23 protein-coding genes are annotated in these 23,531 nt (G+C 68.5%); 11 read left to right on the top strand and 12 right to left on the bottom strand.

Annotation, left to right across the window (positions count from 1 at the left end):
* Nucleotides 1-2: 2 nt before the first annotated feature.
* Nucleotides 3-1,202, bottom strand: coding sequence for a cysteine desulfurase-like protein (locus JOD27_RS07620; RefSeq protein WP_204761414.1), 1,200 nt, complete (start codon nucleotides 1,200-1,202; stop codon nucleotides 3-5).
* 91 nt (nucleotides 1,203-1,293) lie between these two features.
* On the opposite strand from JOD27_RS07620, the gene JOD27_RS07615 reads away from it, so the two are divergent.
* The 9 genes from JOD27_RS07615 to JOD27_RS07575 all read left to right on the top strand — a co-directional run bounded on the left by JOD27_RS07615 (nucleotide 1,294) and on the right by JOD27_RS07575 (nucleotide 8,586).
* A complete protein-coding gene (locus tag JOD27_RS07615) occupies nucleotides 1,294-1,770 on the top strand; it encodes a bacterial proteasome activator family protein (RefSeq protein WP_372441674.1) in 477 nt (158 codons plus the stop codon).
* Nucleotides 1,771-1,827: 57 nt separating this feature from the next.
* Complete coding sequence (locus JOD27_RS07610; RefSeq protein ID WP_307829984.1) at nucleotides 1,828-2,667, top strand: class I SAM-dependent methyltransferase; 840 nt, start codon at nucleotides 1,828-1,830, stop codon at nucleotides 2,665-2,667.
* 59 nt (nucleotides 2,668-2,726) lie between these two features.
* Entirely contained in the window at nucleotides 2,727-3,638 is a 912-nt protein-coding gene (gene wzm, locus JOD27_RS07605; protein WP_204761412.1) for a galactan export ABC transporter permease subunit Wzm/RfbD, read from the top strand.
* A 19-nt stretch (nucleotides 3,639-3,657) separates the two neighbouring features.
* A complete protein-coding gene (gene wzt / locus JOD27_RS07600; protein ID WP_204761411.1) occupies nucleotides 3,658-4,458 on the top strand; it encodes a galactan export ABC transporter ATP-binding subunit Wzt/RfbE in 801 nt (266 codons plus the stop codon).
* Nucleotides 4,459-4,462: 4 nt separating this feature from the next.
* A complete protein-coding gene (gene glfT1 / locus JOD27_RS07595; RefSeq protein WP_307829983.1) occupies nucleotides 4,463-5,365 on the top strand; it encodes a galactofuranosyltransferase GlfT1 in 903 nt (300 codons plus the stop codon).
* A 72-nt stretch (nucleotides 5,366-5,437) separates the two neighbouring features.
* Nucleotides 5,438-5,632 carry a hypothetical protein gene (locus tag JOD27_RS07590; protein WP_204761410.1) on the top strand — a complete coding sequence of 65 codons (195 nt, stop codon included), beginning with the start codon at nucleotides 5,438-5,440 and terminating at the stop codon, nucleotides 5,630-5,632.
* A 40-nt stretch (nucleotides 5,633-5,672) separates the two neighbouring features.
* The gene (locus JOD27_RS07585) at nucleotides 5,673-6,902 is read left to right on the top strand and encodes an ABC transporter substrate-binding protein (protein WP_204761409.1); all 1,230 of its coding nucleotides are present in this window, start codon (nucleotides 5,673-5,675) and stop codon (nucleotides 6,900-6,902) included.
* Nucleotides 6,899-7,777 (top strand): carbohydrate ABC transporter permease, encoded by an 879-nt coding sequence (locus JOD27_RS07580; protein ID WP_204761408.1) that lies wholly within the window; start codon nucleotides 6,899-6,901, stop codon nucleotides 7,775-7,777. The genes JOD27_RS07585 and JOD27_RS07580 overlap by 4 nt, the downstream gene beginning before the upstream one ends.
* Entirely contained in the window at nucleotides 7,774-8,586 is an 813-nt protein-coding gene (locus tag JOD27_RS07575) for a carbohydrate ABC transporter permease (RefSeq protein WP_204761407.1), read from the top strand. The genes JOD27_RS07580 and JOD27_RS07575 overlap by 4 nt, the downstream gene beginning before the upstream one ends.
* 6 nt (nucleotides 8,587-8,592) lie before the next feature.
* On the opposite strand, the gene JOD27_RS07570 is transcribed toward JOD27_RS07575, so the two are convergent.
* The 11 genes from JOD27_RS07570 to JOD27_RS07520 all read right to left on the bottom strand — a co-directional run bounded on the left by JOD27_RS07570 (nucleotide 8,593) and on the right by JOD27_RS07520 (nucleotide 21,396).
* Nucleotides 8,593-9,408, bottom strand: a complete 816-nt coding sequence (locus JOD27_RS07570) for a PIG-L family deacetylase (RefSeq protein WP_204761406.1) — start codon at nucleotides 9,406-9,408, stop codon at nucleotides 8,593-8,595.
* A gap of 128 nt (nucleotides 9,409-9,536) precedes the next feature.
* On the bottom strand, nucleotides 9,537-11,438 hold the full coding sequence (locus JOD27_RS07565; protein ID WP_307829981.1) for a glycosyltransferase: 1,902 nt from the start codon (nucleotides 11,436-11,438) through the stop codon (nucleotides 9,537-9,539).
* Between the two features lie 163 nt (nucleotides 11,439-11,601).
* Entirely contained in the window at nucleotides 11,602-12,786 is a 1,185-nt protein-coding gene (glf, locus tag JOD27_RS07560; protein ID WP_204761405.1) for a UDP-galactopyranose mutase, read from the bottom strand.
* Between the two features lie 39 nt (nucleotides 12,787-12,825).
* On the bottom strand, nucleotides 12,826-13,224 hold the full coding sequence (locus JOD27_RS07555; protein WP_204761404.1) for a DUF2304 domain-containing protein: 399 nt from the start codon (nucleotides 13,222-13,224) through the stop codon (nucleotides 12,826-12,828).
* Between the two features lie 9 nt (nucleotides 13,225-13,233).
* Nucleotides 13,234-14,013: a glycosyltransferase family 2 protein gene (locus tag JOD27_RS07550; RefSeq protein WP_204761403.1), complete on the bottom strand. Its 780-nt coding sequence runs from the start codon at nucleotides 14,011-14,013 to the stop codon at nucleotides 13,234-13,236.
* Nucleotides 13,985-15,241 (bottom strand): lipopolysaccharide biosynthesis protein, encoded by a 1,257-nt coding sequence (locus JOD27_RS07545; RefSeq protein ID WP_204761402.1) that lies wholly within the window; start codon nucleotides 15,239-15,241, stop codon nucleotides 13,985-13,987. The genes JOD27_RS07550 and JOD27_RS07545 overlap by 29 nt, the downstream gene beginning before the upstream one ends.
* Nucleotides 15,238-16,236 (bottom strand): glycosyltransferase family 2 protein, encoded by a 999-nt coding sequence (locus JOD27_RS07540; RefSeq protein WP_204761401.1) that lies wholly within the window; start codon nucleotides 16,234-16,236, stop codon nucleotides 15,238-15,240. The genes JOD27_RS07545 and JOD27_RS07540 overlap by 4 nt, the downstream gene beginning before the upstream one ends.
* Nucleotides 16,237-16,288: 52 nt before the next feature.
* Entirely contained in the window at nucleotides 16,289-18,322 is a 2,034-nt protein-coding gene (locus JOD27_RS07535) for a DUF6541 family protein (protein ID WP_204761400.1), read from the bottom strand.
* Nucleotides 18,323-18,346: 24 nt separating this feature from the next.
* Nucleotides 18,347-19,318 (bottom strand): Gfo/Idh/MocA family protein, encoded by a 972-nt coding sequence (locus tag JOD27_RS07530; RefSeq protein ID WP_204761399.1) that lies wholly within the window; start codon nucleotides 19,316-19,318, stop codon nucleotides 18,347-18,349.
* Nucleotides 19,315-20,412, bottom strand: a complete 1,098-nt coding sequence (locus JOD27_RS07525) for a DegT/DnrJ/EryC1/StrS family aminotransferase (RefSeq protein ID WP_204761398.1) — start codon at nucleotides 20,410-20,412, stop codon at nucleotides 19,315-19,317. The genes JOD27_RS07530 and JOD27_RS07525 overlap by 4 nt, the downstream gene beginning before the upstream one ends.
* 180 nt (nucleotides 20,413-20,592) lie before the next feature.
* Nucleotides 20,593-21,396: an HAD family hydrolase gene (locus JOD27_RS07520; RefSeq protein ID WP_204761397.1), complete on the bottom strand. Its 804-nt coding sequence runs from the start codon at nucleotides 21,394-21,396 to the stop codon at nucleotides 20,593-20,595.
* Between the two features lie 60 nt (nucleotides 21,397-21,456).
* On the opposite strand from JOD27_RS07520, the gene JOD27_RS07515 reads away from it, so the two are divergent.
* Together JOD27_RS07515 and lhgD are read left to right on the top strand one after the other, a co-directional pair.
* Nucleotides 21,457-22,332 carry an LLM class flavin-dependent oxidoreductase gene (locus JOD27_RS07515; protein WP_204761396.1) on the top strand — a complete coding sequence of 292 codons (876 nt, stop codon included), beginning with the start codon at nucleotides 21,457-21,459 and terminating at the stop codon, nucleotides 22,330-22,332.
* 11 nt (nucleotides 22,333-22,343) lie between these two features.
* Nucleotides 22,344-23,519, top strand: a complete 1,176-nt coding sequence (gene lhgD / locus JOD27_RS07510) for an L-2-hydroxyglutarate dehydrogenase (RefSeq protein ID WP_204761395.1) — start codon at nucleotides 22,344-22,346, stop codon at nucleotides 23,517-23,519.
* Nucleotides 23,520-23,531 lie beyond the last annotated feature (12 nt).

Here is a 23,531-nt window from a genome sequence, read left to right as displayed (position 1 = left end):
CCTCAGCCCAGCTCGGCCACCGCCCTCACCAGGTCGTCCACCTCGACCGCGTTCGTGTAGTGCGCGAGCCCGACGCGGATGGCGCCGCCGACCTCGCCGACGCCCAGCACCGAGAACACCCCGTGCTGACCGGGATCGGCGAACGCGCAGACGCCTCGTGACGCGAGGTGTTCCACGCCGTCCTCCGCCTTGACCCCGGCGATCGTGAACGCCAGCGTGGGAACCCTGCGCATGGCGTCGCCGATCACCATCACGTGTCGCAGCGAACGCAGTTCGTTGATGAGATTAGCGAGCAGCCCGGCCTGGTACGCCTTCACGGATCCCAAAGACGTGACCAGTCGCTCACGGCGCGTGCCCGTGGCCGCGTCGTCGAGGTCCGCGAGGTACTCCACGGACGCGACGAGCCCGGCGAGCATCGGGTAGGCGTGCGGGCCGAGTTCGAGCCGCTCGGGACCACGAGCCGTCGGGTCGACCGAGCACGACGGCAGCCGCTCCAGCACCGACGGGTCGCGGAACACCAGCGCGCCGACCGGCGGACCACCCCACTGACCAGCGGAGAGAGCCACGACGTCGGCCCCCATGCCAACGATGTCCAGCGGCACGAAGGGTGCGGCCGAGGACGCGTCGACGACCATCAACGACCCGTGCGCACGAGCCACCGCGGAGATCTTGCCCAGGTCCGGGCGGGTGCCGACCACACCGGAGGCCGCGGTGATCGCGATGAGCTTCGTGCGGTCCGTGACCAGGTCGTCGTACTGCCAGCTCGGCAGCTCGCAGGTCTCGATGTCGATCTCTGCCCATTTGACCGCGCTGCCGGTGCGCTGGGTGGCGCGCAGCCACGGCGCGATGTTCGCCGGGTGGTCCAGCCGGGACACGAGGACCTCGTCGCCCATGAACCAGTCGTCGGTCATCGCGTCCGCGAGACGTTGCAGCAGCACCGCGGCCGACGGACCGAGCACGACACCGGCCGGATCACCGCCGACGAGGTCGGCGACGGCCCTGCGGGCAGCGTCGACGATGGCCTCTGCCCGTTGCGAGGCAGGGAAGATGCCACCAGGTCCGGAGACCGGGGCGCGCAGCGCGGTGGAGACGGCGGTGGCGACCTGTTCGGGCACCTGCATGCCGGCCGGTGCGTCGAGGTGGACCCAGCCGTCGCCGAGCGCGGGGAAGAGCCCTCGTACCCGTGCGACGTCGAACGCCATGCCACACACCGTACGTATGAAGGCAAACACGGTGTCGGCCAGCCCCCACCCGGCTAACCTCCCGGCACCGGAGAAGGCCAGGATGGAGACCATGAACCAGGAGCAGCCAGTCGTCATCGTCGGCGGCCAGGACGGCGACATCACCGACATGGTCGAGCAGCCGGCGAAGGTCATGCGGATCGGCACGATGATCAAGCAGCTGCTTGAGGAGGTGCGGGCGGCGCCTCTGGACGAGGCCAGCCGCAACCGCCTCAAGGAGATCCACAAGCGGTCGATCGAGGAGCTCGAGGACGGCCTGGCGCCGGAGCTGCGCGACGAGCTGGAGCGCCTCTCGCTGCCGTTCACCGAGGAGGGCACCCCGTCGGACGCCGAGCTGCGGATCGCGCAGGCTCAGCTCGTCGGCTGGCTCGAGGGCCTGTTCCACGGCATCCAGACCGCCCTGTTCGCGCAGCAGATGGCCGCGCGGGCGCAGCTGGAGCAGATGCGCGGCCGCGCCCTGCCCGCCGGTGGCAGCGCCGACGGTCACGACGGCGGCACCACCGGCAAAGGCACCGGTCAGTACCTCTAGCCGTGCCCCCGTGGGCTGGTTCTACGATGCGCTGACCTTTCCTGGAGAGGAGCCAGCGTGCTCGAGCAGGTGCGCCGCGGCCTGGCGGCCAAGCAGTTGCGCCACAAGCTGCGTGTCAAGGCGATCGAAATCGTGAGCGATGCGATGGCCCCGATGCGGGCGCAGATCGCCGACCTGCAGCGTCAGGTGGACGAGCTGCGCGTGGAGATCCGCCACCAGGGTGACCGCGCCGTGGACCAGACCCGCCAGCTCGAGGTCCGCACACGCAGGGACCTGGTGTTCGCGGGTGAGCAGGAGGCGGCGCTGCAGAGTGCGAACTTCGTGCGTGAGCACATGCCGCACGCTCCGCAGTTCGGCCACCCGCACGAGACGCTCGAACACGCGCTGTCGCTCGCGCCTGATGGTGGGCTCGCGCTGGAGTTCGGCGTCTTCACGGGCACCACGCTGAAGATCATCTCCACCGCGCGCGAAGGCAAGGACGTCTACGGCTTCGACTCCTTCGAGGGACTGCCCGAGAACTGGCGCAACGGCTTCCCCGCCGGTGCGTTCAACGTCGACGGCCTGCCGGAGGTGCCGGGAGCCGAGCTGGTCGTCGGCTGGTTCGACGAGACCCTGCCAGGCTTCCTGGAGGCCCACGAGGGCCCCGTCACGTTCCTGCACGTCGACTGCGACCTCTACTCGTCGACGAAGACCGTGCTGGACCTGGTCGGGCCGCGGCTGGTCGAGGGCAGCGTCATCCTGTTCGACGAGTACTTCAACTTCCCCGGCTGGCAGGACCACGAGCACAAGGCGTGGACCGAGTACGTCGAGCAGACCGGGATCGAGTTCAGCTACGAGTCGTTCACCTACGACAACGAGCAGGTGACCATGAAGGTGACCAAGATCCCTGCTCGGTGACCACCCCGTGACGTACCGGCGTCCAGGTCGTTCAACCGGCGCCGGTACGCTCAGTCCTCGTGCAAGCCACCAGTACCCTCGAGCACCCCGAGGCGCCGCCTGCCGTCAAGTCGCGCAGCTTCAAGCGCGCGTTCGCCGATGTGCGGGAGGCGTGGGACCACCGCGAACTGTGGGGTCACCTCGGCTGGCAGGACATCAAGCAGCGCTACCGCCGCTCGGTCATCGGCCCGTTGTGGATCACCATCTCGATGGCCACGACAGCGCTCGCGCTCGGCTTGCTGTACTCGGTGTTGCTGGGTGCGGAACTGCCCGCGTTCCTGCCGTACATCACGGTCGGTTTCATCGTCTGGAACTTCATCCTCGGCTGCGTGACCGAGGGCACGGACGTGTTCATCGCGAACGAAGGCCTGATCAAGCACCTGCCCGCGCCGATCACCATCCACGTGATGCGCATGGTCTGGCGCCAGGTGCTGTTCCTCGCGCACAACCTCGTCGTCTACGTCATCGTGATGCTGATCTTCATCGGCACGCTCTCCGAGCCGTACCGGATGACCAAGGAAGGCCCGCTGCAGCCCGGTCTCAGCTGGGAGGTACTGCTCGCGGTCCCCGGCTTCGTGCTGCTGGCCGTCAACGCCGTGTGGGTGGCGCTGCTGTTCGGCGTCATCAGCACCCGCTTCCGTGACATCCCGCCGGTCGTGAACAGCTTCATCAACCTGGTCTTCTTCATGACGCCGATCGTCTGGGACGCGAGCATCCTGCAGAAGTTCGCCCAGGGTCAGGGCAGCTGGCGCGTGCTGATCGCCGAGCTGAACCCCGTGTACCACTTCGTCGAGATCGTCCGGGCCCCGCTGCTCGGCCACCGCGTCGACTGGCACCACTGGGCGATCGCGGGCGGGTTCACCGTCGTCGGCTGGGTGCTCGCACTGGTCATCCTGCGCAACTACCGCGCCCGCGTCTCGTACTGGGTCTGAGAAGGAGGTCGACACAACCATGGTCAGCATCGACGTCTGGAACGCATCGGTCGACTTCCCGATCTTCGACGCGAAGTCGAGGTCGCTGAAGAAGCTCGCGCTCGGCAAGGTCGGCGGCAAGATCGGCTCAGAAGGCCGCGTCCCGATCATCGAGGCGCTGCACGACATCTCCCTGTCGCTCAAGGACGGCGACCGGGTCGGCCTGGTCGGCCACAACGGCGCCGGCAAGTCCACGCTGCTGCGCCTGCTGGCGGGCATCTACGAGCCCACGCGCGGCCACTCGCGCATCGTCGGCAAGGTGGCGCCGGTCTTCGACCTCGGCGTCGGCATGGACCCGGAGATCTCCGGCTACGAGAACATCATGATCCGGGGCCTGTTCCTCGGCATGACCCGCAAGCAGATGGAAGCCCGCGTCGACGACATCGCGGAGTTCACCGAGCTCGGTGACTACCTGCAGATGCCGCTGCGCACCTACTCGACCGGCATGCGCGTCCGGCTGGCGCTGGGCGTGGTCACCTCGATCAACCCCGAGATCCTCCTGCTCGACGAGGGCATCGGCGCTGTCGACGCGGCGTTCATGGCGAAGGCCCGCGACCGGCTCAAGGACCTGGTGGCCCGCTCCGGCCTGCTGGTGTTCGCGAACCACTCCGACGAGTTCCTGGCGGAGTTCTGCGACACCGCTATCTGGATGGACGAGGGCCATGTGAAGATGCACGGCGGCTTGCGTGAGGTGCTGACCGCGTACAAGGGCTTCGACCCGTTCGAGCGGATGCACCAGCACGACGAGACCCCCGTTCTCAGCGGAAACGGCGGCGAGTAGAGAAGTGAACCTCCAGGCACTGCCCAAGGGCTCCGTCGTCGCGGTGGTGGTCACCCGCCACCGCCGCGAGCTGCTGGCCGAGTCGCTCAAGGCGCTCGCGACCCAGACCCGTGTCCCCGACCACCTGGTCGTCGTCGACAACGGCCCTGACCAGCCGGTCGACGACCTCGTCGAGCAGTGCCCGCTTCCCACGACCTACCTGCCGTCGCACCGCAACCTCGGTGGCGCCGGCGGCTTCGCGCTCGGCATCCTGCACGCGCTCTCGCTGGGCGCGGACTGGGTGTGGCTTGCCGACGACGACGGCCGCCCCGCCGACGAGAACGTGCTGGCCGTACTGCTCGAAGAGGCCGACCGCCGCAACCTCGCGGAGATCTCGCCGGTCGTCACGAACATCGACAGCCCGGACAAGCTGGCGTTCCCGTTGCGCCGCGGCCTGACGTGGAAGCGCTCCGCCGCCGAGCTCGGCACGGACTTCCTGCCGGGCATCGCCTCGCTGTTCAACGGCGCCCTGTTCCGCGCGTCCACGCTGGACGTCGTAGGAGTGCCGGACTACCGCCTGTTCTTCCGCGGCGACGAGGTGGAGGTCCACCGCCGCCTCGTCCGCTCCGGCCTGCCGTTCGGCACGTCGCTGCGGGTCGCCTACGTCCACCCGGACGGCTCGGACGAGTTCAAGCCGATGCTGGGCGGCAAGTTCCACGCGCAGGACCCGGAAAACCCGATCAAGCGCTACTACACCTATCGCAACCGCGGCTACCTGCTGTCGCAGCCCGGGATGCGGAAGCTGGGCGCGCTGGAGGTGTTCCGGTTCGGCCTGTACTTCCTCGCGGTGAAGCGGGACCCGAAGGCGTTCATCGAGTGGGTCAAGCTCGTGCGCCTCGGCCAGCGGGAGCGCTTCTTCCGCAAGTGATCTGCTGAGGGCGGAACCGCTACCGGCGAAATCGCCCTCTTCACGTCACCGGAACGCGGTTTCCTGAACGGCATGAGCCGACTCGTGCTGTTCCTCGCCGCGAACCCGAACCCGATCACCCTCACCGTCACCAAGGAGACGCGGGACGATCTCGCGCCGCGACTGACGCAGATCGTCCGCAACGGCCACACGCAGCCGATCGCGGGCCCTGACGGTCGTGAGTACGTCGTTAACTTCTCCAACGTCGTGGTAGCGCACTTCGAGTAACCACTCGCGCACCAGACGTGATCGGAGTAAGACCTGATGGGTGATCTCCCGACGCAGACTTCTCTCCCTGGCAGGAGCGAGCGCCTTGCTCGCGGCGTGCGGCTCGAACACCGGCAGGGGCGGCAACGGCCAGGCCCTGCGGCAGTGGTACCACGCCTACGGCGAGCCCGGCGTGCAGCAGGCCGTGGAGAAATACGCCAAGTCGTACCCCAAGACCCCGATCGACGTGCAGTGGAACCCCGGCGACTACGACTCCAAGCTCGCGACGAGCCTGCTGTCCGACGGCGGACCGGACGTCTTCGAGTCCACCCTGCAGATCAGCACGGTCCGTTCTGGTCAGGTCGTGCCGCTCGACGGCGTCTTCGGCGACGCCAAGAACGACTTCTCCGAGTCGATTCTCGCGACGCACACGGTTGACGGGAAGATCTACGGAGTCCCGCAGGCGGTGGACATGCAGATGTTGTTCTACCGCAAGAGCATGTTCGCCCAGGCCGGAGTCCAGCCACCGTCCACTGTGGATGAACTGATCGACGCTGCTCGACGCTTGACCCGTGACGGCGTCAAGGGCCTGTTCGCCGGCAACGACGGTGGCGGTGGCGTGCTGGCCGGCCCCGCGCTGTGGTCGGCGGGGCTCGACTACGTCCGCGACCACCAGGTCGGGTTCGACGATCCCGTTGCGGCGCAGGCGATCGGCAAGCTGCGCGAGCTCTACACCAGCGGCAGCCTGCTGCTCGGCGCGGTGAAGGACTGGGCGGAGCCCGACGCGTTCACCCAGGGCCTCGTCGCGATGCAGTGGACGGGCCTGTGGACCGTTCCGGCCGTGCAGAAGGCGCTGGGCGACGACTTCGGCGTGCTGCCGTTCCCGAAGCTCACCTCCTCCGGCAGGCCCAGCGTGCCGGTCGGCGCGTTCGGGGCGATGGTCAACGCCAAGTCGAAGAGGATCGACGAGGCGAAGGAGTTCGTGCGCTGGCTGTGGATCGAGCGAACCGACTACCAGGAGGACTTCAACCTCGCCTACGGCTTCCACATCCCGCCGCGCGAGAGCATCGCGGAGAAGGCGTCGAAGCTGACCTCCGGCGCGGCCGCCGAGGCGGTGAAGTTCGTGCGGGACAACGCGAAGGCGTCCAACCCGCCGGACTGGACCGCGGTGATGCGGACCGCGTTCAACGACGCCGTGTCACGAGTGGTTCGTGACGGTGCTCCTGCGGACATCGAACTCCGCGGCGCCGCCGGGAAGGTGCGGGACGAGCTGAAGCGCCTGTACGGATGAGGAACGGACGCGCGTTCTGGCTGTTCGTCGGACCGTTCGCCATCGGGTTGCTCGTGTTCGTGTACGTGCCGATCGCGTGGAGCCTGCTGCTGTCGTTCTTCGACGCCCGCAACACGGTGACGCCCACTTCGTTCGTCGGGCTTCGCAACTACGCGGACATGCTGACGGACAAGCCGTTCCTGTCGAGCTTGGGCACGTTCAGCGTGTTCGCGGCCTTCATCGTGCCGCTGACGTTCGTGCTGGCACTGGCGTTGGCGTTGCTGGTCAACCAGATCAGCTTCATGCAGGCCTTCTTCCGCTCGGTGTTCTTCCTGCCGACGGCATGCTCGTACGTGGTGGCATCGCTGGTGTGGAAGCTCTCGATCTTCAACGGCGTGCGGTTCGGCCTCGCGAACACGGTGCTGGGGTGGTTCGGCGCGGAGCCGATCGCGTGGACTGTGTCGACGTCGCCGCCCTGGTACTGGCTGGTGCTCGTGACGCTCCGGCTGTGGCTGCAGCTCGGGTTCTACATGATCCTGTTCATCGCGGGCCTGCAGCGCATCCCGCAACACCTGTACGAGGCGGCGTGGATCGACGGCGCCTCCCGCGGCTGGCAGACGCTGCGGCACATCACGTTGCCACAACTGCGCACCACGTCGGTGGCCGTCGTGCTGTTGCTGCTGGTGGCGGCCTACCAGGCCTTCGACGAGTTCTACAACGTCCTGGGCACCGACCGCGGCTACCCACCGTTCGCCCGGCCGCCGTTGATCTACCTCTACTACACGGCGCTGGGCTCCGGCGGGCAGGACTTCGGGCACGGCAGCGCGGGCGCGGTGATCCTGACCCTGCTGATCGCCGGCGTGACCTTGTTGCAGGGACGGGTGATCACGCGATGAGGGCCGTGCGGTACCTGGCGCTGTCGGTGGCGGCCGTGGTGTTCTTGATCCCGTTCTACCTGGTGCTGCGCAACGGTTTGGCCAGCGAGCAGGAGATCTCCGCGCCGTCGTGGAGGTTCTGGCCTCGTGAGATCCGTTGGGAGAACTTCGCTTCGCTGTTCAGCGACCCCTCCGTGCCGTTGGTGCGCAGCATGGTCAACTCTCTCGTGGTCGCCGTGCTGCAGACGGTAGGGCAGCTGCTGCTGTGCGGGCTGGCGGGCTACGGGCTCGCGCGGATCCCTTATCGGTACGCGAACGTGGTGCTGTATCTCGTCGTCGCCACGCTGATGATCCCGGCGGCCGTGACGTTCGTGCCGACGTTCGTGGTCGTGTCCTCGTTGGGCTGGGTGTCCGACCTGCGAGGGCTGGTGATCCCTGGGCTGTTCAGCGGGTTCACCACCTTCTTGTTCCGGCAGTACTTCCTCGGGTTTCCGCGGGAGCTCGAGGAGGCGGCGCGGATCGACGGGCTCGGGCACTGGGGCACGTACTGGCGGATCGTGGTGCCGAACTCGCGCGGGTTCTTCGCGGCGCTCGGGGTCATCGCGTTCGTGACGTCGTGGAACCAGTTCCTGTGGCCGCTGGTCATCGCGCAGGACCAGGACGCGTGGACAGTGCAGGTGGCGCTGTCCACGTTCCTCACGGCGCAGTCGATCAACGTCAGTCAGCTGTTCCTGGCGGCGGCGGTGTCGATTCTGCCGTTGGTGCTGGTGTTCTTGGGGATGCAGCGGTTCCTGGTGCGAGGGGTGACGGAGATCGGCATCAAGGGCTGACGCGGCTCAGCACAGATCGACGAAGTCCGTGGGTGGCTCCCACACGTTGCCCGGCGGATCGGTGCGATCATCGAGCAGGTACTGCCGCGCCATCGCCCGGAACCAGGCGCCCGCGAACAACTCGGGATCCCGCGGCCAGTACTCGTTCCAGATCGCTATCTTCTCGTCCAGCCAGAACCCGAAGACGTTCTCGTCCCACAGCGACTCCTCCCTGGACGCCAGATAGCCGATGTACTCGTCGCGCTGGACCAGGGTGAAGCCGTCTTCGTCGCGGTTGGCCTCGGCCACGAGGAGGGCGGCGGCGGTGTGGTCGATGTGGTCGCCCTCGTGGTGGCCGAGGGTGCTCAGCGTCCTGATGTAGGAGGGCTGGGCCGTGTCGAGGACGCCGCGGATCATGGTGCCGATCGACGCTCGGGTGTAGCCGGGGCGGCCGTCGATCGGGTCGGCGGTGAAGTCCGGGTCGTTCCACAGGCGGTACAGGTCGCCGCAGTTGTCCTCGGGGCCGGAGGCGGCGTGGATGAACGTGAAGACGAGCCTCACGTTCGCGTCTTCCAGGCGGTTGGTGACCACGACGTGGTCGCCGAACTCCATCTCTTCGAAGACCCAGGAGTTGGGCGATCTGGCCGCGCGGGCGTAGGCGGCTCTGGCGCCGTTGATGCGCATGTCGACGTAGTCCATGCCGCCGTGGCTCTTGCCCGGTCTCAGCGGTACGTCACCTGCGGTCAGGTACACGACCCAGACATCGAAGCCCGCCTGGATGTCCGAGGCGATGTCCGGGTTCATGAAGAGCAGGTCGTCGTCGGGATGTGCGACGAAGCTCACAGTTGTTGTTTGGCTCGCCATGAATTAACGGTTGCACAACGGCACACGTTTCGTTAGGCAAACCGGAAGACTGCCGAGGGGTGGCCCCGTCGCATGGCAACGGAAGCCACCCCTCGGGTGGGTCCAGGTCAGTTCTCGAACACCTTGCGCCACGCCTCGACCGAGGTCAGCTCGGGGAGGGCGTCGCGGTAGATCTTCTGCATGCGCGGCCACTCCGACGCGAGGCGGCGGTAGTTGCGGGCCGCGCGCTTGCCCAGCTCGCGGAACTCCTTCGGGTCGCGCTTGCGGAACGCGACGCCGCTGCCGTCCGCGTTGGACACCGTGGCGCTGTCCAGGTTGCCCAGGAGGAACCAGCGGGCGTTCGCGGCCGGCACGTTGATCTGCGGGCGGTCCACCGTGGACGGCTGCGGGGCGCGCAGGTTGTGGACCAGGGCCTTGCCCGCCTCGGTGGCGATGGTCACCGGGTTCGTCGGAGGGGTCAGCATCTGCTCGGCGCGGACCATGTCGAACGTCGGGGCCGGGAACTCGCGGGCCGACGGCAGGACCTGGGCGTCGGTGTAGCGCTTGCGCAGTTCGCGGATCTCCGGCAGGGCCGTGCGCAGCGAGTCGAACAGGCGCGACGGGCCAGCGAGGAAGTCCTCGACGGCCTTCTGCTGGATCGCGACGGTCGAGTACTCCATCGACAGCAGGTGCCGCAGCGACAGCTTCATGCCCTGCTTCATCAGGGTCTTCCGCACGTCGTACGGGCTGTGCAGGGCCGCCATGATCAGGCGGTTGCGGGTGTGGAAGTACGCCTGCCAGTCGGTGGCGTCGTTCTTGTCCGTCCACGGCATGTGCCACACGGCGGAGCCCGGCAGCGACACGGTCGGGAAGCCGCGCTCCAGCGCGCGCAGCGAGTACTCCGCGTCGTCCCACTTGATGAAGAGCGGCAGCGGGTAGCCGGTGCGCTCGACGACCTCACGCGGGAAGAGGCACATCCACCAGCCGTTGTAGGTGGAGTTGATGCGGGCGTGCAGTTCCTCGGTCTCGCGCAGCGACTCGGCACCGAAGTCGTGGTCGGTGACCGCGCCCGGAGCCTCGCGCCAGTAGCACGTGGCCAGGTCGACGACCTCGCCCATGCTGTGCAGGCGCGCGCGGGCCTGCAGGTTCAGCATGTGGCTGCCGACGATGACCGGCTGGGCGGCGGCGCGGGCGAACGCGTTGGAGCGCAGCACCGCGTCCGGCTCCAGGCGGATGTCGTCGTCCATCAGCATGATCTGGGCGACGTCGGTGTGCTCGATCGCCTCGTACAGTCCTCGGGTGAAGCCGCCGGAGCCGCCGAGGTTGTCCTGCTCGATGACCTCGAGCTTGTCGCCCAGCAGCTTCGCCGCCTCGGCGAAGCCCTCGGTCGCGCGGACCTTCACGGCGCCCTGGTCGGCGACGAAGACCTTCTGCACGACGTTGAGGACCGTCGGGTCCTCGCCGAGCGCGCGCAACGCGATGACCGCGTCCACCGGGCGCATGGTCGTCATGCCGATGGCGAGCTTCTGCTCGGGGAGGTCCTGCTCGGTGGTCCACGCCGCCTCGTCGATCTCCAGCGTGGAGTCGTCGGTGAAGACGTCGAACCAGATCCAGCCGCCGTCCTCGAACGGGGCCAGGTTGATCTTCAGTGACACCTCGGTCCACGCCTTGGGGCTGCGGATCATGGTGCCTTCGAGGTGGATGATGTCGCCGCTCGGCTTGGAGCGGTAGACGTCGATGCGCCCGGACCCGCGCACGGACATGCGCAGGACGACGTCCTCGACGACCGTCCAGCGCTTCCAGTAGCTCGCGGGGAACGCGTTGAAGTACGACGCGAACGACACCTTCGCCGACCTCGGGACCGTGACAGCGCGCCTGCTCGAGACGTGGCTATGCACGTTCTCCGGCTCGTCGAGGTACAGCGGCCGAACGTCGAGCGGGTCCTCGTCGCGCGGCATGATCACGCGCTGGAGCACCTTGTTCGGGTCGATCGTCTTGGCAGCGGCGGCGGCCTTGGCCTGCTCGGTCACGTGCTTCCTCCGACGAACCGACCTGGTATTGCCGGTTCGAGTCAGCTGTTTCGATGGCTGCGGCCACTGAGAGAGGTGGCACGACGTTCAGGGCGCCCATAGTACCCGTGAGCACCGAAAGCCCGCCTGACCGGCTCAGACGCAGGTCAGGCGGGCTGAAGGATCAGTCCAGCGAACCGTCGAGGGACTTGCCCTCCGTCAGGTGCGGCGCGATCTTGTTGTCGAACACGCTGAGCGCGGACCCGATCGCCATGTGCATGTCGAGGTACTTGTAGGTGCCCAGGCGGCCGCCGAAGATGACGTTCTTCTCGGAGGCTTCCTTCTTGGCGAGCTCGCGGTAGCGCTCGAGCTTCTCCCGGTCCTCGGACGTGTTGATCGGGTAGTACGGCTCGTCGTCCTTCTCCGCGGACCGGGAGTACTCGCGGACGATGACCGTCTTGTCCGCCGGGTACTCGCGCTCCGGGTGGAAGTGCCGGAACTCGTGGATGCGGGTGTACGGGACGTCCGCGTCGTTGTAGTTCATGACCGGCGTGCCCTGGAAGTCGCCGATCGGCAGGACTTCCTGCTCGAAGTCGAGCGTGCGCCAGCCGAGCCAGCCCTCCGAGTAGTCGAAGTAGCGGTCCAGCGGGCCGGTGTAGACGACCGGGGTGCCGGCGGGGATCTCGTCCCGGACGTCGAAGAAGTCCGTGGACAGCTTCACGTCGATGTTCGGGTGATCCGCCATCTTCTCGAGCCAGGCGGTGTAGCCGTCGACCGGCAGACCCTCGTAGGTGTCGTTGAAGTAGCGGTTGTCGAAGTTGTAGCGCACCGGCAGGCGGCTGATGACCGCCGCGGGCAGCTCCTTCGGGTCGGTCTGCCACTGCTTCGCGGTGTAGTGCTTGATGAACGCCTCGTAGAGGGGGCGGCCGATCAGCGAGATCGCCTTCTCCTCGAGGTTCTGCGCGTCCTTGGTGTCGATCTCGGCGGCCTGCTCGGCCACCCACTTCTTCGCGTCCTCCGGCGACATGTAACGGCCGACGAACTGCGAGAGGAGACCGAGGCCCATCGGGAACTGGTAGGCCTGCCCGGCGTGCATCGCGAACACGCGGTGCTGGTAGCCGGTGAACTCGGTGAACTGGTTCACGTACTCCCACACGCGCTTGTTGGACGTGTGGAACAGGTGCGCGCCGTAGCGGTGCACCTCGATCCCTGTCTCGGGTTCGGCCTCCGAGTAGGCGTTGCCGCCGATGTGGTCACGACGCTCCAGCACCAGCACCCGCTTGTTCAGCTGGGACGCGGTGCGCTCGGCGACCGTGAGGCCGAAGAATCCGGAACCGACGACGATCAGGTCATAACCTGCGAAGCTCACGGCAAGCGAGGTTACCTGTATGCCGAGAGTGACCGAAATTCAGGGCCGCGCTTGGAGAAGTTGTTCTTCGGCGCTCGTCACGCGCTTGTCCAGCTCGGCCCGGACCGCTTCCAGCTCACAACGCAGCAAAGCGATCTCTTCGACCGTCGTGCGCACCTCTTCTTCGAGGTGACCCACTTCGCTCGACAGCTGCAGCACGACGAAGAGCAGCGTGAACGCGGCGGCGGCGAACAGGAAGTTGGCCGCGAGCTGGATACCGGTGAGGTTCGACAACCACGTCGGAAGGCCGGGGATCGCGCCCAAACAGACCACACCGATACCGACGAACAGCCACATTCCCGCGTACTTCTCGCGAAGCTTGCGGCGTCGCATCATTTCGATCACGACGATCAGCACGAGCGCCGCGACCACAATCGCCAGCAATCGGAACGCAGACACGGGAGTCTCCTAAGCGGCTTCGAAGGAGCCGGTCTTGGGCTTGCGGCGAACCAGCGCGAGCACCAGCGCGAGAGTGGCCCGCAGCAGGTAGACGGCGGACTTCACCGGTGACGTGCTCGGCGTGCCACCGGCCCGCTCACGCATGGCCACGGGCACCTGCGTGATCTTCAGGCCCGCCCGCACCGCCATGACGAGCGACTCCAGCGTGTCGCCGAGGTACTCCGCCGGGTAGTGGGCGGCGAACAACCGCACGGCACGCGGACCGGCGGCCTTGAACCCCGACGTCACGTCGGTGAGCTTCGTGCCGGAGATCCACGACAGCACGACGGCGAAGACCTTCATGGCCCAGCGGCGGGGCCCGCGGGCCTTGTAGTCGCCCTTGCCGGCGAACCGGGCGCCGATCACCAGGTCCGCGTGCTCGAGCTCGCGCAGCAGCTCCGGCACGTGGGCCGGGTTGTGCTGGCCGTCGGAGTCCACCTGGACCACGACGTCGAAGCCGTTGCGGACGGCGTAGCGGAAGCCGGTGCGCATCGCGCCGCCGACACCGAGGTTGACGGCCAGACGCGCCACCTGAGCGCCGCTCTCCCGCGCGCGAAGCGACGTCTGGTCCGTGGACCCGTCGTCCACCACGAGGACGCCGACGTCAGGCAGAGCGGCTTTCACCTCGGCGATGACTTTGTCGATGTTGTGCTCTTCGTTGAGAGCAGGCAGAACGATCAGCACTCGCCGCAGGTCGACCGAGTCAGACACGGGCGTCAGCCTAACCACTCGTCCGAGCGTCACGAGCATCAGCCCGCAGTACGAGGGCCAGCGCGACGAACACCCCGACGGTGGGCGCGATCACCAGGCCTAGCACCGTGCGCACCACCATGTCGGCGGGCGTCAACGCGAGCACGCCCATGCTCAACGCGGCCACGACCGTCCACAGCGCGAGCACCCGGCCGCCCTGCGCACGGGCCACCAGCACGGCCGCCTGCAGCATCACGGCTCCCAGCAGCACCGAGGACCACACGAGCCCCGCGACCGCCCAGCCCGCGACGACGTACTCAGCGCCGAACAGCAACCGCACGGCCCACGGTCCGAGCAGCCAGCCGACGGCCGCGCCCAGTGCGGCCAGACCGAACGCGGCGACCAAACCCTTGGTCAGCAAGGCGATCAGCTTCCGGTGACCGTCCTCCTGATGCGACAGTCGCACCACCGTCGGCACCGCCATCGCCTGCACCGGCGAGAGCAGCAGCAACGGGACACGGGCGACGGTGAGCGCCACGAACAACCCGGCCAGTGCCTCCAGGTCGTCCTTGGTCGCGAAGAACTTCGCGACCGCCGGGTAGCCGGTCAGCACGGACGCCGTCAGCCCGGCGCTCAGCATCAGCAGCAGCAAGCGGCGCGTGACCAGGCCCCACGGCTCGGCGTGGCCGGTGAACTCGACCAGCCTGCGCGCGGGCATCGCGAACGGCAGGAACGCGAACGAGCCCGCCGCCACCGCCACCGCGAGCGGCACGACACCGCTCCAGCCGAGCACGGCGAACGCACCCACCAGCACGATGCGCACCGCGGCCTCGGTCACCACCAGACCACCGAACGGCTTCGCCTGGTGCGAGCCGATGAGCAGACCGCGGACACCGAACTGGACCGCGAAGCCCAGCGAGGAGGCCAATGCGATGACGGCGAGCGCGCTGTACGCGCCGTACTGCCGTTCGCTGATCGCGGGAACCGCCATCACCAGACCGAACAGACCGACGACGACAGCGGCGACCGCGACCGTGCGGACGACCGTCGGCCCCGCCTTGCGCCCCGCGACGTCCGCCTCGGCGGCCAGGCGCGACAGCTCCTGCTCGACCGGGCTCAACGCGCTGCCGACACCGAACACGATGCCCCAGAAGGCCAGGAAGATCGCGTTGTCGGCCGGTTCGAGCAGACGGGCGGTGACGAGCAGGATCGGATAGCCCAGTCCCGCCGCGATGAGGACCGCGATGCCGACGGTCCCGAGGGAACGGCCCGCGGTCCTCTCGGTCACTTCCCCGCCGCCTTCTTCGCCGCCATCAGCAGACCCCGCACCACGCCCGCGCCGAACACCGCGGCGAACAGCGGCAGCAGCGTGGCCACGGCGAACGACTGGTCCCTGGTCGCGCCCATCCTGCGCACCACGACACCCGCCGCGGCCGAACCACCGAGGCCGAGCAGGATGCCCGTCTTCGGGAACTTGGCGAGCACGAAGAGCCCGACGACGCCGAGCACACCCGCGCCCGCGGCCGCCGTGCGGACGGGGCCGGGCGAGTCGAGGTAGCTGTCGACGAACGTCGTGCCGCGGAAGAACGCGTGCTTCACGAACTTCTGCAGCGAGTCGCGGCTGTTGTACTGCGCGGCGAACCCCGGGCTGAGCCAGATCCGGTGCTCGTCGGCGATCGAGCGCAGCATGCGGGTGTCGTCGCTCGCGAGCTTCGGATCGTCGTAGAGCGACTCGAACGACGTGGCGGCGCGCAGCAACGTGGCGCGCGGCGCGAGGAAGATGCCGGTGCCCTTGGGGTACGAGTCGAACTCGTCGGCACCGAACGACACGAGCCGCGGGTTCGCGACGTACTTGCGCCAGCCCACGGTGACGAGACCGGTCATGAAGCCCGCATAGGGGTTTCCGGTCGTGTCGGTGTTGATGTGGCCGTTCCACACGAGCCGCTCGGGGTGCTGCGCGAACTGGTCGCGCAGGTACACGAACGAGTCCGGCTCCATGATCACGCGGCTGTCGAGCAACAGCACGAACTCGCCGCGCGCCGCCTCGAGACCCGCCATGCGAGCGGCGAAACGGCCGCCGTTGCATTGCGAGATGACCGTGATGCCGTCGAGCTCGGCGAGGCGCTTCGGGGTGTCGTCCGTGCTGCCGTCGTCGACCACGACGATCTCGGCCGGCCAGTCCGCGTTGCGCAGTGCCGTCTGCAGCGCGCCGATCGAACGGCCGATCCACTCCGGCTCGTTGTACACCGGGATCACGATGCTGAGGCTGGGAGCGCTCGTCATTTCGCCAGTATCCCGAAGGGACGCCACCCGGCGGCGGCGCCCCCTTCGTTGGTCAGGAGGTCCCGTTGAGGACGCTCGCGTCGATTTCGTAGATGGACACGGGCCCCGAGGTGAACACCTTTTCCAGTCCCGGCAGGCCGTCGAGGTGCTCGAAGCCCTTGGGGAACGAGAACGTGTTGGTGTCGACCCAGTTCTCCGGCGAGGTCGCCGCGCCGATGAGCGGTGCGCTCGTGTCGACGTACACCCAGCGGATGTTGAGGTCCTTCAACGACTTCCGGATCTCCGGATTGGACGGATAGGTGTTGAGGCCCTTCAGCAACCGGTAGGTGTGCGGAAGTTTCGCGTTGCCGAGCGAGGAGATGTTGACGATCGGGATGCCCTCGTCGACGTAGAGGAACGTAGAGCCGTCGTTCGCGGAGTTGAGCACCCGCTCGCCCGGCTTGATCTTGTCGCCGAGCCAGGCGATGGCCTTGCCGTCGTCGACGCCCACGCGCACGAAGTTCGGGCGCGCGTAGCGGTTCGCGATGTAGTCGGCGTCGGTGCGCGCGTAGTTCACGGCCGGCCACAGCAGGTAGACCAGGCCCATCACGAAGGACAGGCCGAGCGCCGCGAACCGGACGCGGCGGCGGAACACCGGGGCGCGGTTGCCGAGCCACAGCGCGACACGTGACGCGATCAGCACCACGCCGACGGCGCCGAGCACCGGCGCGAACAGCGAGATGTGCGACCAGATGCGCAGGTTCGAGTGGTAGAAGAGGCCGGTGATCACCGACTCCCAGCCCTTGCCGGGGCTGGTCCAGTAGGCGACCTCGATCACGACCCACGCGAGCCACGCGGTGAAGATGCCGAGGCCCTTGCGGGAGTACAGCACAGCGGCGGCACCGACCAGCGCGATGATCGCGGCCGCGAGCTGCGGATGGGCGCGGTGCTCCATCACGAAGCCCCAGTAGACCATTCCGAGCGAGTTGCCGAGCGCGTCGGCGAACGGGATGGGCGGGCTGTCCGCGGGAGCGTTGGGGGCGCCGCCGGAGACGCCGAAGAGCTGGACGAGCAACGGCAGGCCGATCACGACCGCGATGCCGCCGGCCGCCGCGATCCTGGGCAGCTGGCCGAGGATTCGCCGGAGGCCGCCCTTGGTGAAGGCGTCGCCGATCCACCACGCGATCAGGCTGACGCCGACCGTGGCCATGGCGCTCGGGTGGATCGCGAGGATGCCGAGGCAGCCGAACGCGATCGCGACGACCGGGCCCCAGCCCTTGCGCGGGACGGTGAGCAGCGCGGCGATCACACCGGGGGCGAGCACGAGCGTGGCCGCGTTCGGCAGCACGCCGCCCTCGTGGATGAGCGAGAACACCGGCCGGTAGAGACCGGACGCGACGATCGACGCGATGCCGCCCGCGATCATCGCGCCGCCGCGGCCGATGCCGGCGCGGCGAGCCGCGACGAACGCGAGCGAGGCGACCGAGACGGCCCAGCCGAACGCGAGCACCGCGATGGTGACGGCGTTGATGCCGACGGCCGCGGATCCGGTCAGCGCGCTCGCGACCGACATGAGCAGGTGCAGGCCGGCGGGGTAGAAGGAGATGGCCTCGCCGGTGAGCACGTCGCTCGGCATCAGCTGCCACGGAGCACCGTGGCCCGTGCGCTCGATGTACGACGTGATCACGTAATGCATGATCATGTCGTGCTCTTGGCTGATGGTGCTGAGCGTGTCGATGCCCGCCATCCAGATGGCGCCACCGAGGCCCATGCCGCACAGCACGAGCAGCAGCCCGAGCACCTCGCCCATGCCGAGCCGGAACCGCACGCGCGGCTTCTCGGCAGCGGCGGCACGTGCCCTGACCAGGCGCCACACCCCGACCGCTGCCAGCGCCAGCGTCACCACGCCGAGCGCGGGGACGCCGTACGGCAGACCGATCACGGCGCAGACGATGGCGGTGACCATCGCAACGCCGACGGAGGCGACGGTCGGGACCGCCGCGTACCACAGCGGCCGGCGAACACCGAGCGCCAGCAGCAGCGACATGCCCGGCAGCACGACGACGGCTGTGCCCACCAGGATGGCGAGCGCGTCACGCACGATCACGACCGTCTCCCCCTTTGACGTTCGTCAGGCGCCGGCCGCGGAAGCCGACCGGACGGCGGCGACGGCGCGGTGCGACGGCAGGATCGAGTCGCGTTCGCGGTCGGCGTCGATCTTGCCGTCGATCAGGTCGATGAATCTGTCGAGCTGGGTCGCGAGCGGCTCACGTGCCGTCACGAGCTCGGGGATCTCGATGATCGCCTGCTGGCGGTAGCCGCGGCCGTCCGGCGTGGCGGCGTCCTGCGAGACGTGGTGGTAGATCGTCACGGTCTTGGTGAGCAGGTCCACCTCGATCAGGCGGTCGAGCTCGGAGATGGACAGCGTGCGGATCTTGCGCTGGCCGATGCGCGACGCCGACACGGACGCCATGGCGCCGGACGGGAAGTGCAGCAGCGTGTTGACCACGTCCTCCGCGCCGGAGACCGACGACGGGTGGAACTGGCCGACGCCCGCCGAGACGTGCTTCGGCTCGACGCCCGCCATGCAGCGGATCGCCAGGTCGACGTCGTGAACCAGCAGGTCCCACGCCACGCCCGTGCGGATGCGCGGCGCGTACGGCGAGTGGCGGACCGCTGAGACGTAGACCGGTTCGGAGATGAGCTCCAGCGCGGTCATCACGGCCGGGTTGTAGCGCTCCAGCAGGCCGCACATGATCGGCAGGTCGCGCTCCTTGGAGAGCCCGAGCACCTCCTCGGTCTGCGCGAGGTCGGCGCACACCGGCTTCTCGACCAGCAGCGGCTTGCCCTGGTTGAGGACCTCGAGCGCGAGGCCGTAGTGCGACTCGGTGGCCGAGGCGATCACGACGGCGTCGACGTCGGAGAGGTCGCCGAGCTCCGGCGACCACGACGTCTCGTAGTTCGCGGCGGCCTTGCGGCCGACCTCCTCACGAGGGTCGATGATCCGGGCGAGCTCACAGCGCTCGGACTGGTTCAGCACCCGGGCGTGCAGCGACCCCATAGAGCCGACGCCGACGAGCGCGATCTTGGGCAGGCTGCTCATGCTCCGAGCACCTCGCGGACCGTCGTGACGATCGTGTCGAGGTCGGCGTCCGTCAGCTTCGGGTGCACCGGCAGCGACAGGGCCTGGCGGGCGACGCGCTCGGCGACCGGGACGTCGGAGATGACGACCTTCGGGTTGTCGCGGTAGCAGTCGTAGTCGAAGACCGTCTTCGGGTAGTACGTGCCGTTGCCGATGCCCTTCTCGGTGAGCTTCGCGGCGAACTCGTCGCGGCTCACGGGGGCGTCGTCGGTGATCAGCACGGTGTACTGGTGCCACACGTGGGTGCGGCCAGGCAGGACCTGCGGCAGCTGCAGGCCCTTGATGCCGGCCAGGCCCTTGTTCAGCGCGTCGGCGTTCGCCTGACGGGCCTTGGTGATCTGGTCCAGGTTCTCGAGCTGCGGGATGCCGATCGCCGCGTGGACGTCGGTCATCCGGTAGTTGTGGCCAGCCATCTCGTACTGGTAGCGGGCCCGCATGCCCTGGTTGCGCAGGACGCGGAGGCGGTCGGCGATCGTGTCGTCCGACGTCGTGATGACGCCGCCCTCGGCCGTGGTGATGTTCTTGGTCGCGTAGAGCGAGAAGCAGCCGATGCCGAAGCTGCCGGCCGGGCGACCCTCGAACGTGGCGCCGACGGCCTGCGCGGAGTCCTCGACCAGCGCGAGGCCGTGCTCCTGCGCGAGCGGGACGAGCTTGCCCATGTCCGCGGTCTGCCCGTACAGGTGCACCGGCATGAGCACCTTGGTGTTCGGGGTGACGGCGGCGGCGACCTTGTCGGCGTCGATGTTGAAGTCGTCGTCGCGGATGTCCGCGAACCGGGCGGTGGCCCCCGCCTCCAGGATCGCGTTCAGCGTCGCGACGAACGTGAACGGCGAGGTGATGACCTCGTCGCCGGGCTGAAGGTCGAGCACCTGCAGTGACGCCACGAGCGCGGTGGTTCCGTTGTTCACGGCGATCGCGTGCGGCACGCCCGCGACACCCGCGAAGGCGTCCTCGAAGCGCTTGACCATCGGGCCCTGCGCGATCGCACCGGACCGGAGCACCTGCAGCACGAGCTCCTCGGCCGCGGCAACGTCAACGACAGTAATCGGGATCATTCAGCGTCTCTCGCCTTCGGGGAACCACGCCGGCGGACCCGGCGAAGTGCGCTCTAGCAGCGGCGCGGGGAACTACGGTACCTGTACGGGTGTTGACAGCTGATCCCGGCCATGCGGGGCTGAGTACGGTCTTCCGCGCACGGTGATGGAGACGCCGCAACGGCCTTCGCGGTTGCTCGGTCAGAACCACCTCTCGAGGACGAGCGCGACGCCGTCCTCGTGGTGCGGCGCGGTGACCTCGTCGGCCACGTCGAGCGCCGACTGGTGCGCGTTCGCCATCGCGACGCCGTGACCCGCCCAGCGGAGCATCTCCACGTCGTTGTGCATGTCGCCGAACGCGATCACCTCCGACCGCGCCACGCCGAACCGCTCGGCCACGTCGGCGAGCGCGCTCGCCTTGGTCACGCCCGGCACCGCCAGTTCGATCAGGCCGTTGTTGGTCGAGTACGTCAGGTCGACCTGGCCTTCGAGCAGCGGGCCGATCGCCTGCGCCATCGCGTCACCGGTCATGTCCGGGTTGCCGACCAGCAGCTTCATCGCCGGCTTGCCCAGCGTCTCGGCACGGGTCAGGCCGACGTTCGGGCCCTCGGGCCAGGGGTGCACGTAGCTCAGCTCGGCGACGAACGTCGTGTCGTCGAACCCGGAGCCGACCCGTTCCACCGCGTAGGTGCAGCCGGGCAGCGCGGTGTCGATCTCCGTCGCGATGTCGTGCATGAGCACCGGGTCGAGCGTCCTCGCCCAGACGATCTCGTCACTGCCGATGTCGTAGAGCGCCGCGCCGTTCGCGCACACGGCGAGCCCGTCGATGCCGGCCTGGGCGGCGACGCCCGGCACCCAGCGCGGCGGGCGTCCGGTGGCGAGGACGAACGGCACCCCGGCCGCGAGCACCCGCCTGACCACGGCTCGAGTGCGCTCGCTCACCGACGAGTGGTCGGCGAGCAGGGTTCCGTCTACGTCGGAGGCCACCAGGCGAGGTTGTTCCACAGGTGCCATGTTGCCTGGTCCAAGTTCGTAAGCAGCTGAACAGCTGGTTACCGTACGAGAGTGCGCGCAGGAATCGTCATCCTCCCGGAACACCGCTGGTGGATCGCCGAAGCGAAGTGGCGCGCCGCCGAGGAGTACGGGTTCCACCACGCGTGGACCTACGACCACCTCGGCTGGCGGTCACTGGTCGACGGTCCCTGGTTCGGCGCGGTTCCGACACTCACAGCAGCGGCGCTGGTGACCTCGCGGATCAGGCTCGGGACGTTCGTGGCGAGCCCGAACTTCCGTCACCCTGTGCCGTTCGCGCGCGAGCTGATGACGCTCGACGACGTGTCCGACGGCCGCTTCACGCTCGGCGTCGGCGCAGGTGGCGAGGGGTACGACACGGCGGTGATGGGCGGCAAGGCGCCGTTGCCGCGTGATCGCACCGCGCGGTTCGGCGAGTTCGTCGAGCTGCTCGACCAGCTGCTGGTCAAGGACCGCACGTCGTGGCACGGCGAGTTCTTCACGGCGGAGGAGGCCCGCAGCGCACCGGGGTGCGTGCAACGGCCGCGGATGCCGTTCGTCGTCGCGGCGAACGGCCCGAAGGCGATGAAGGTGGCCGCGCAGTTCGGCCAGGGCTGGGTCACCACGGGACCGCCCGCCGACGACCACGACGCGTGGTGGCGCGGTGTCGCCCGGTTGTCGGAGCAGTTCACCGAGACGTTGCTCACAACGGGCAGGGTCTCGCGGATCAACCGCTACCTGAACCTCGACTCGGCGCCGGTGTACTCGCTGTCGAGCGTCGAGTGCTTCACCGACGCCGTCGGTCGGGCGGCTGAGCTGGGCTTCACCGACGTCGTGGCGCACTGGCCGCGGCACGACGGCATCTACGCGGGCAGCGAGAGCGTCGTCGAGGAGATCGCGGCGGACGTCCTGCCCGTGCTCGGCCGGTAGATTCCCGCTCCGTGGCGCATGTCGTGGTGATCGGTGGCGGGATCGTCGGTCTCGCCGTGGCTCGTGAGCTCGCTTCGCGCGGCTCGCGGGTGACAGTGCTGGAGAAGGAGCGCCGCTGGGGAGCGCACCAGTCCGGCCACAACAGCAACGTCGTGCACGCCGGGCTCTACTACAAGCCGGGGTCGTTGAAGGCCCGCATGTCCGTGGCGGGCAACGCCTCGATGGTCGCGTTCGCGCGCGAGCACGACGTTCCGGTCGAGGTGTGCGGCAAGCTCGTCGTCGCCTGTTCCGCCGATGAACTGCCACGGCTGCACGACCTGGCCGTGCGGGCCGAGGCGAACGGCGTCCCGGCGAAACTGATCTCCGCGACCGAGGCGCTGGAGTACGAGCCGCACGTGTCGTGCGTCGCGGCGTTGCGGGTCGAGTCCACCGCCATCATCGACTTCCCGGCCGTGTGCGAGGCGCTGGTGCGCGAGCTGGCCGAGCACGACCTGCGGCTGCAGTCCCCCGTCATGGCGATCCGGTCCGTGACGGGCGGGGTCGAGGTGCTGACCCCGCAGGGCGTCGTGCGGGCGGACGCGGTCGTGAACTGCGCCGGCCTGCACAGCGACCGGGTGGCGCGCATGGCGGGGCTGACCCCGCGGGCGACGATCGTGCCGTTCCGCGGTGAGTACTACGAGATGACGCGCACGGAGCTGGTGCGCGGGCTGATCTACCCCGTGCCGGACCCGACGCTGCCGTTCCTGGGCGTGCACCTGACGCGGATGCTCGACGGGAGCGTCCACGCGGGACCGAACGCCGTGCTCGCGTTGCGGCGTGAGGGCTATCGCTGGCGCGACTTCTCGTTCGCCGACGTCACGGACGTCGCGAAGTTCCCGGGAACGTGGAAGCTCGCCCGCAAGTACGCGCGAACGGGCCTGGAGGAGGTGCTGCGATCGCTGTCCCGCAAGCGGTTCGCGGCGTCGCTCGCCCGGCTCGTGCCCGAGGTCACCGAGGCGGACATCGTGCGCGCGGAGGCCGGTGTGCGCGCTCAGGCGATGCTGCCGGACGGTTCGCTGGTCGACGATTTCCTGGTCGAGAGCGCACCGCGGCAGGTCCACGTGCTGAACGCGCCCTCTCCTGCGGCGACGGGTTCGCTGGAGATCGCGAAACACGTGGCGGACCTGACGCGGTCCGTGATCGAATAGCAGCCCCGGTAT

The organism is Lentzea nigeriaca (genome assembly GCF_016907955.1).
GTDB lineage: Bacteria > Actinomycetota > Actinomycetes > Mycobacteriales > Pseudonocardiaceae > Lentzea > Lentzea nigeriaca.
Note: the sequence above shows the minus strand (reverse complement) of the source record. Positions and strands in the feature narration are given on the sequence as shown.

Excerpts from the sequence above, each read along its gene's own strand:
- JOD27_RS07620 (WP_204761414.1), bottom strand. The coding sequence starts at position 1,202 with ATGGCGTTCGACGTCGCACGGGTACGAGGGCTCTTCCCCGCGCTCGGC.
- JOD27_RS07615 (WP_372441674.1), top strand. The coding sequence starts at position 1,294 with ATGAACCAGGAGCAGCCAGTCGTCATCGTCGGCGGCCAGGACGGCGAC.
- wzt (WP_204761411.1), top strand. The coding sequence starts at position 3,658 with ATGGTCAGCATCGACGTCTGGAACGCATCGGTCGACTTCCCGATCTTC.
- JOD27_RS07590 (WP_204761410.1), top strand. The coding sequence starts at position 5,438 with ATGAGCCGACTCGTGCTGTTCCTCGCCGCGAACCCGAACCCGATCACC.
- JOD27_RS07580 (WP_204761408.1), top strand. The coding sequence starts at position 6,899 with ATGAGGAACGGACGCGCGTTCTGGCTGTTCGTCGGACCGTTCGCCATC.
- JOD27_RS07575 (WP_204761407.1), top strand. The coding sequence starts at position 7,774 with ATGAGGGCCGTGCGGTACCTGGCGCTGTCGGTGGCGGCCGTGGTGTTC.
- JOD27_RS07550 (WP_204761403.1), bottom strand. The coding sequence starts at position 14,013 with ATGCTCGTGACGCTCGGACGAGTGGTTAGGCTGACGCCCGTGTCTGAC.
- JOD27_RS07540 (WP_204761401.1), bottom strand. The coding sequence starts at position 16,236 with ATGACGAGCGCTCCCAGCCTCAGCATCGTGATCCCGGTGTACAACGAG.
- JOD27_RS07530 (WP_204761399.1), bottom strand. The coding sequence starts at position 19,318 with ATGAGCAGCCTGCCCAAGATCGCGCTCGTCGGCGTCGGCTCTATGGGG.
- JOD27_RS07525 (WP_204761398.1), bottom strand. The coding sequence starts at position 20,412 with ATGATCCCGATTACTGTCGTTGACGTTGCCGCGGCCGAGGAGCTCGTG.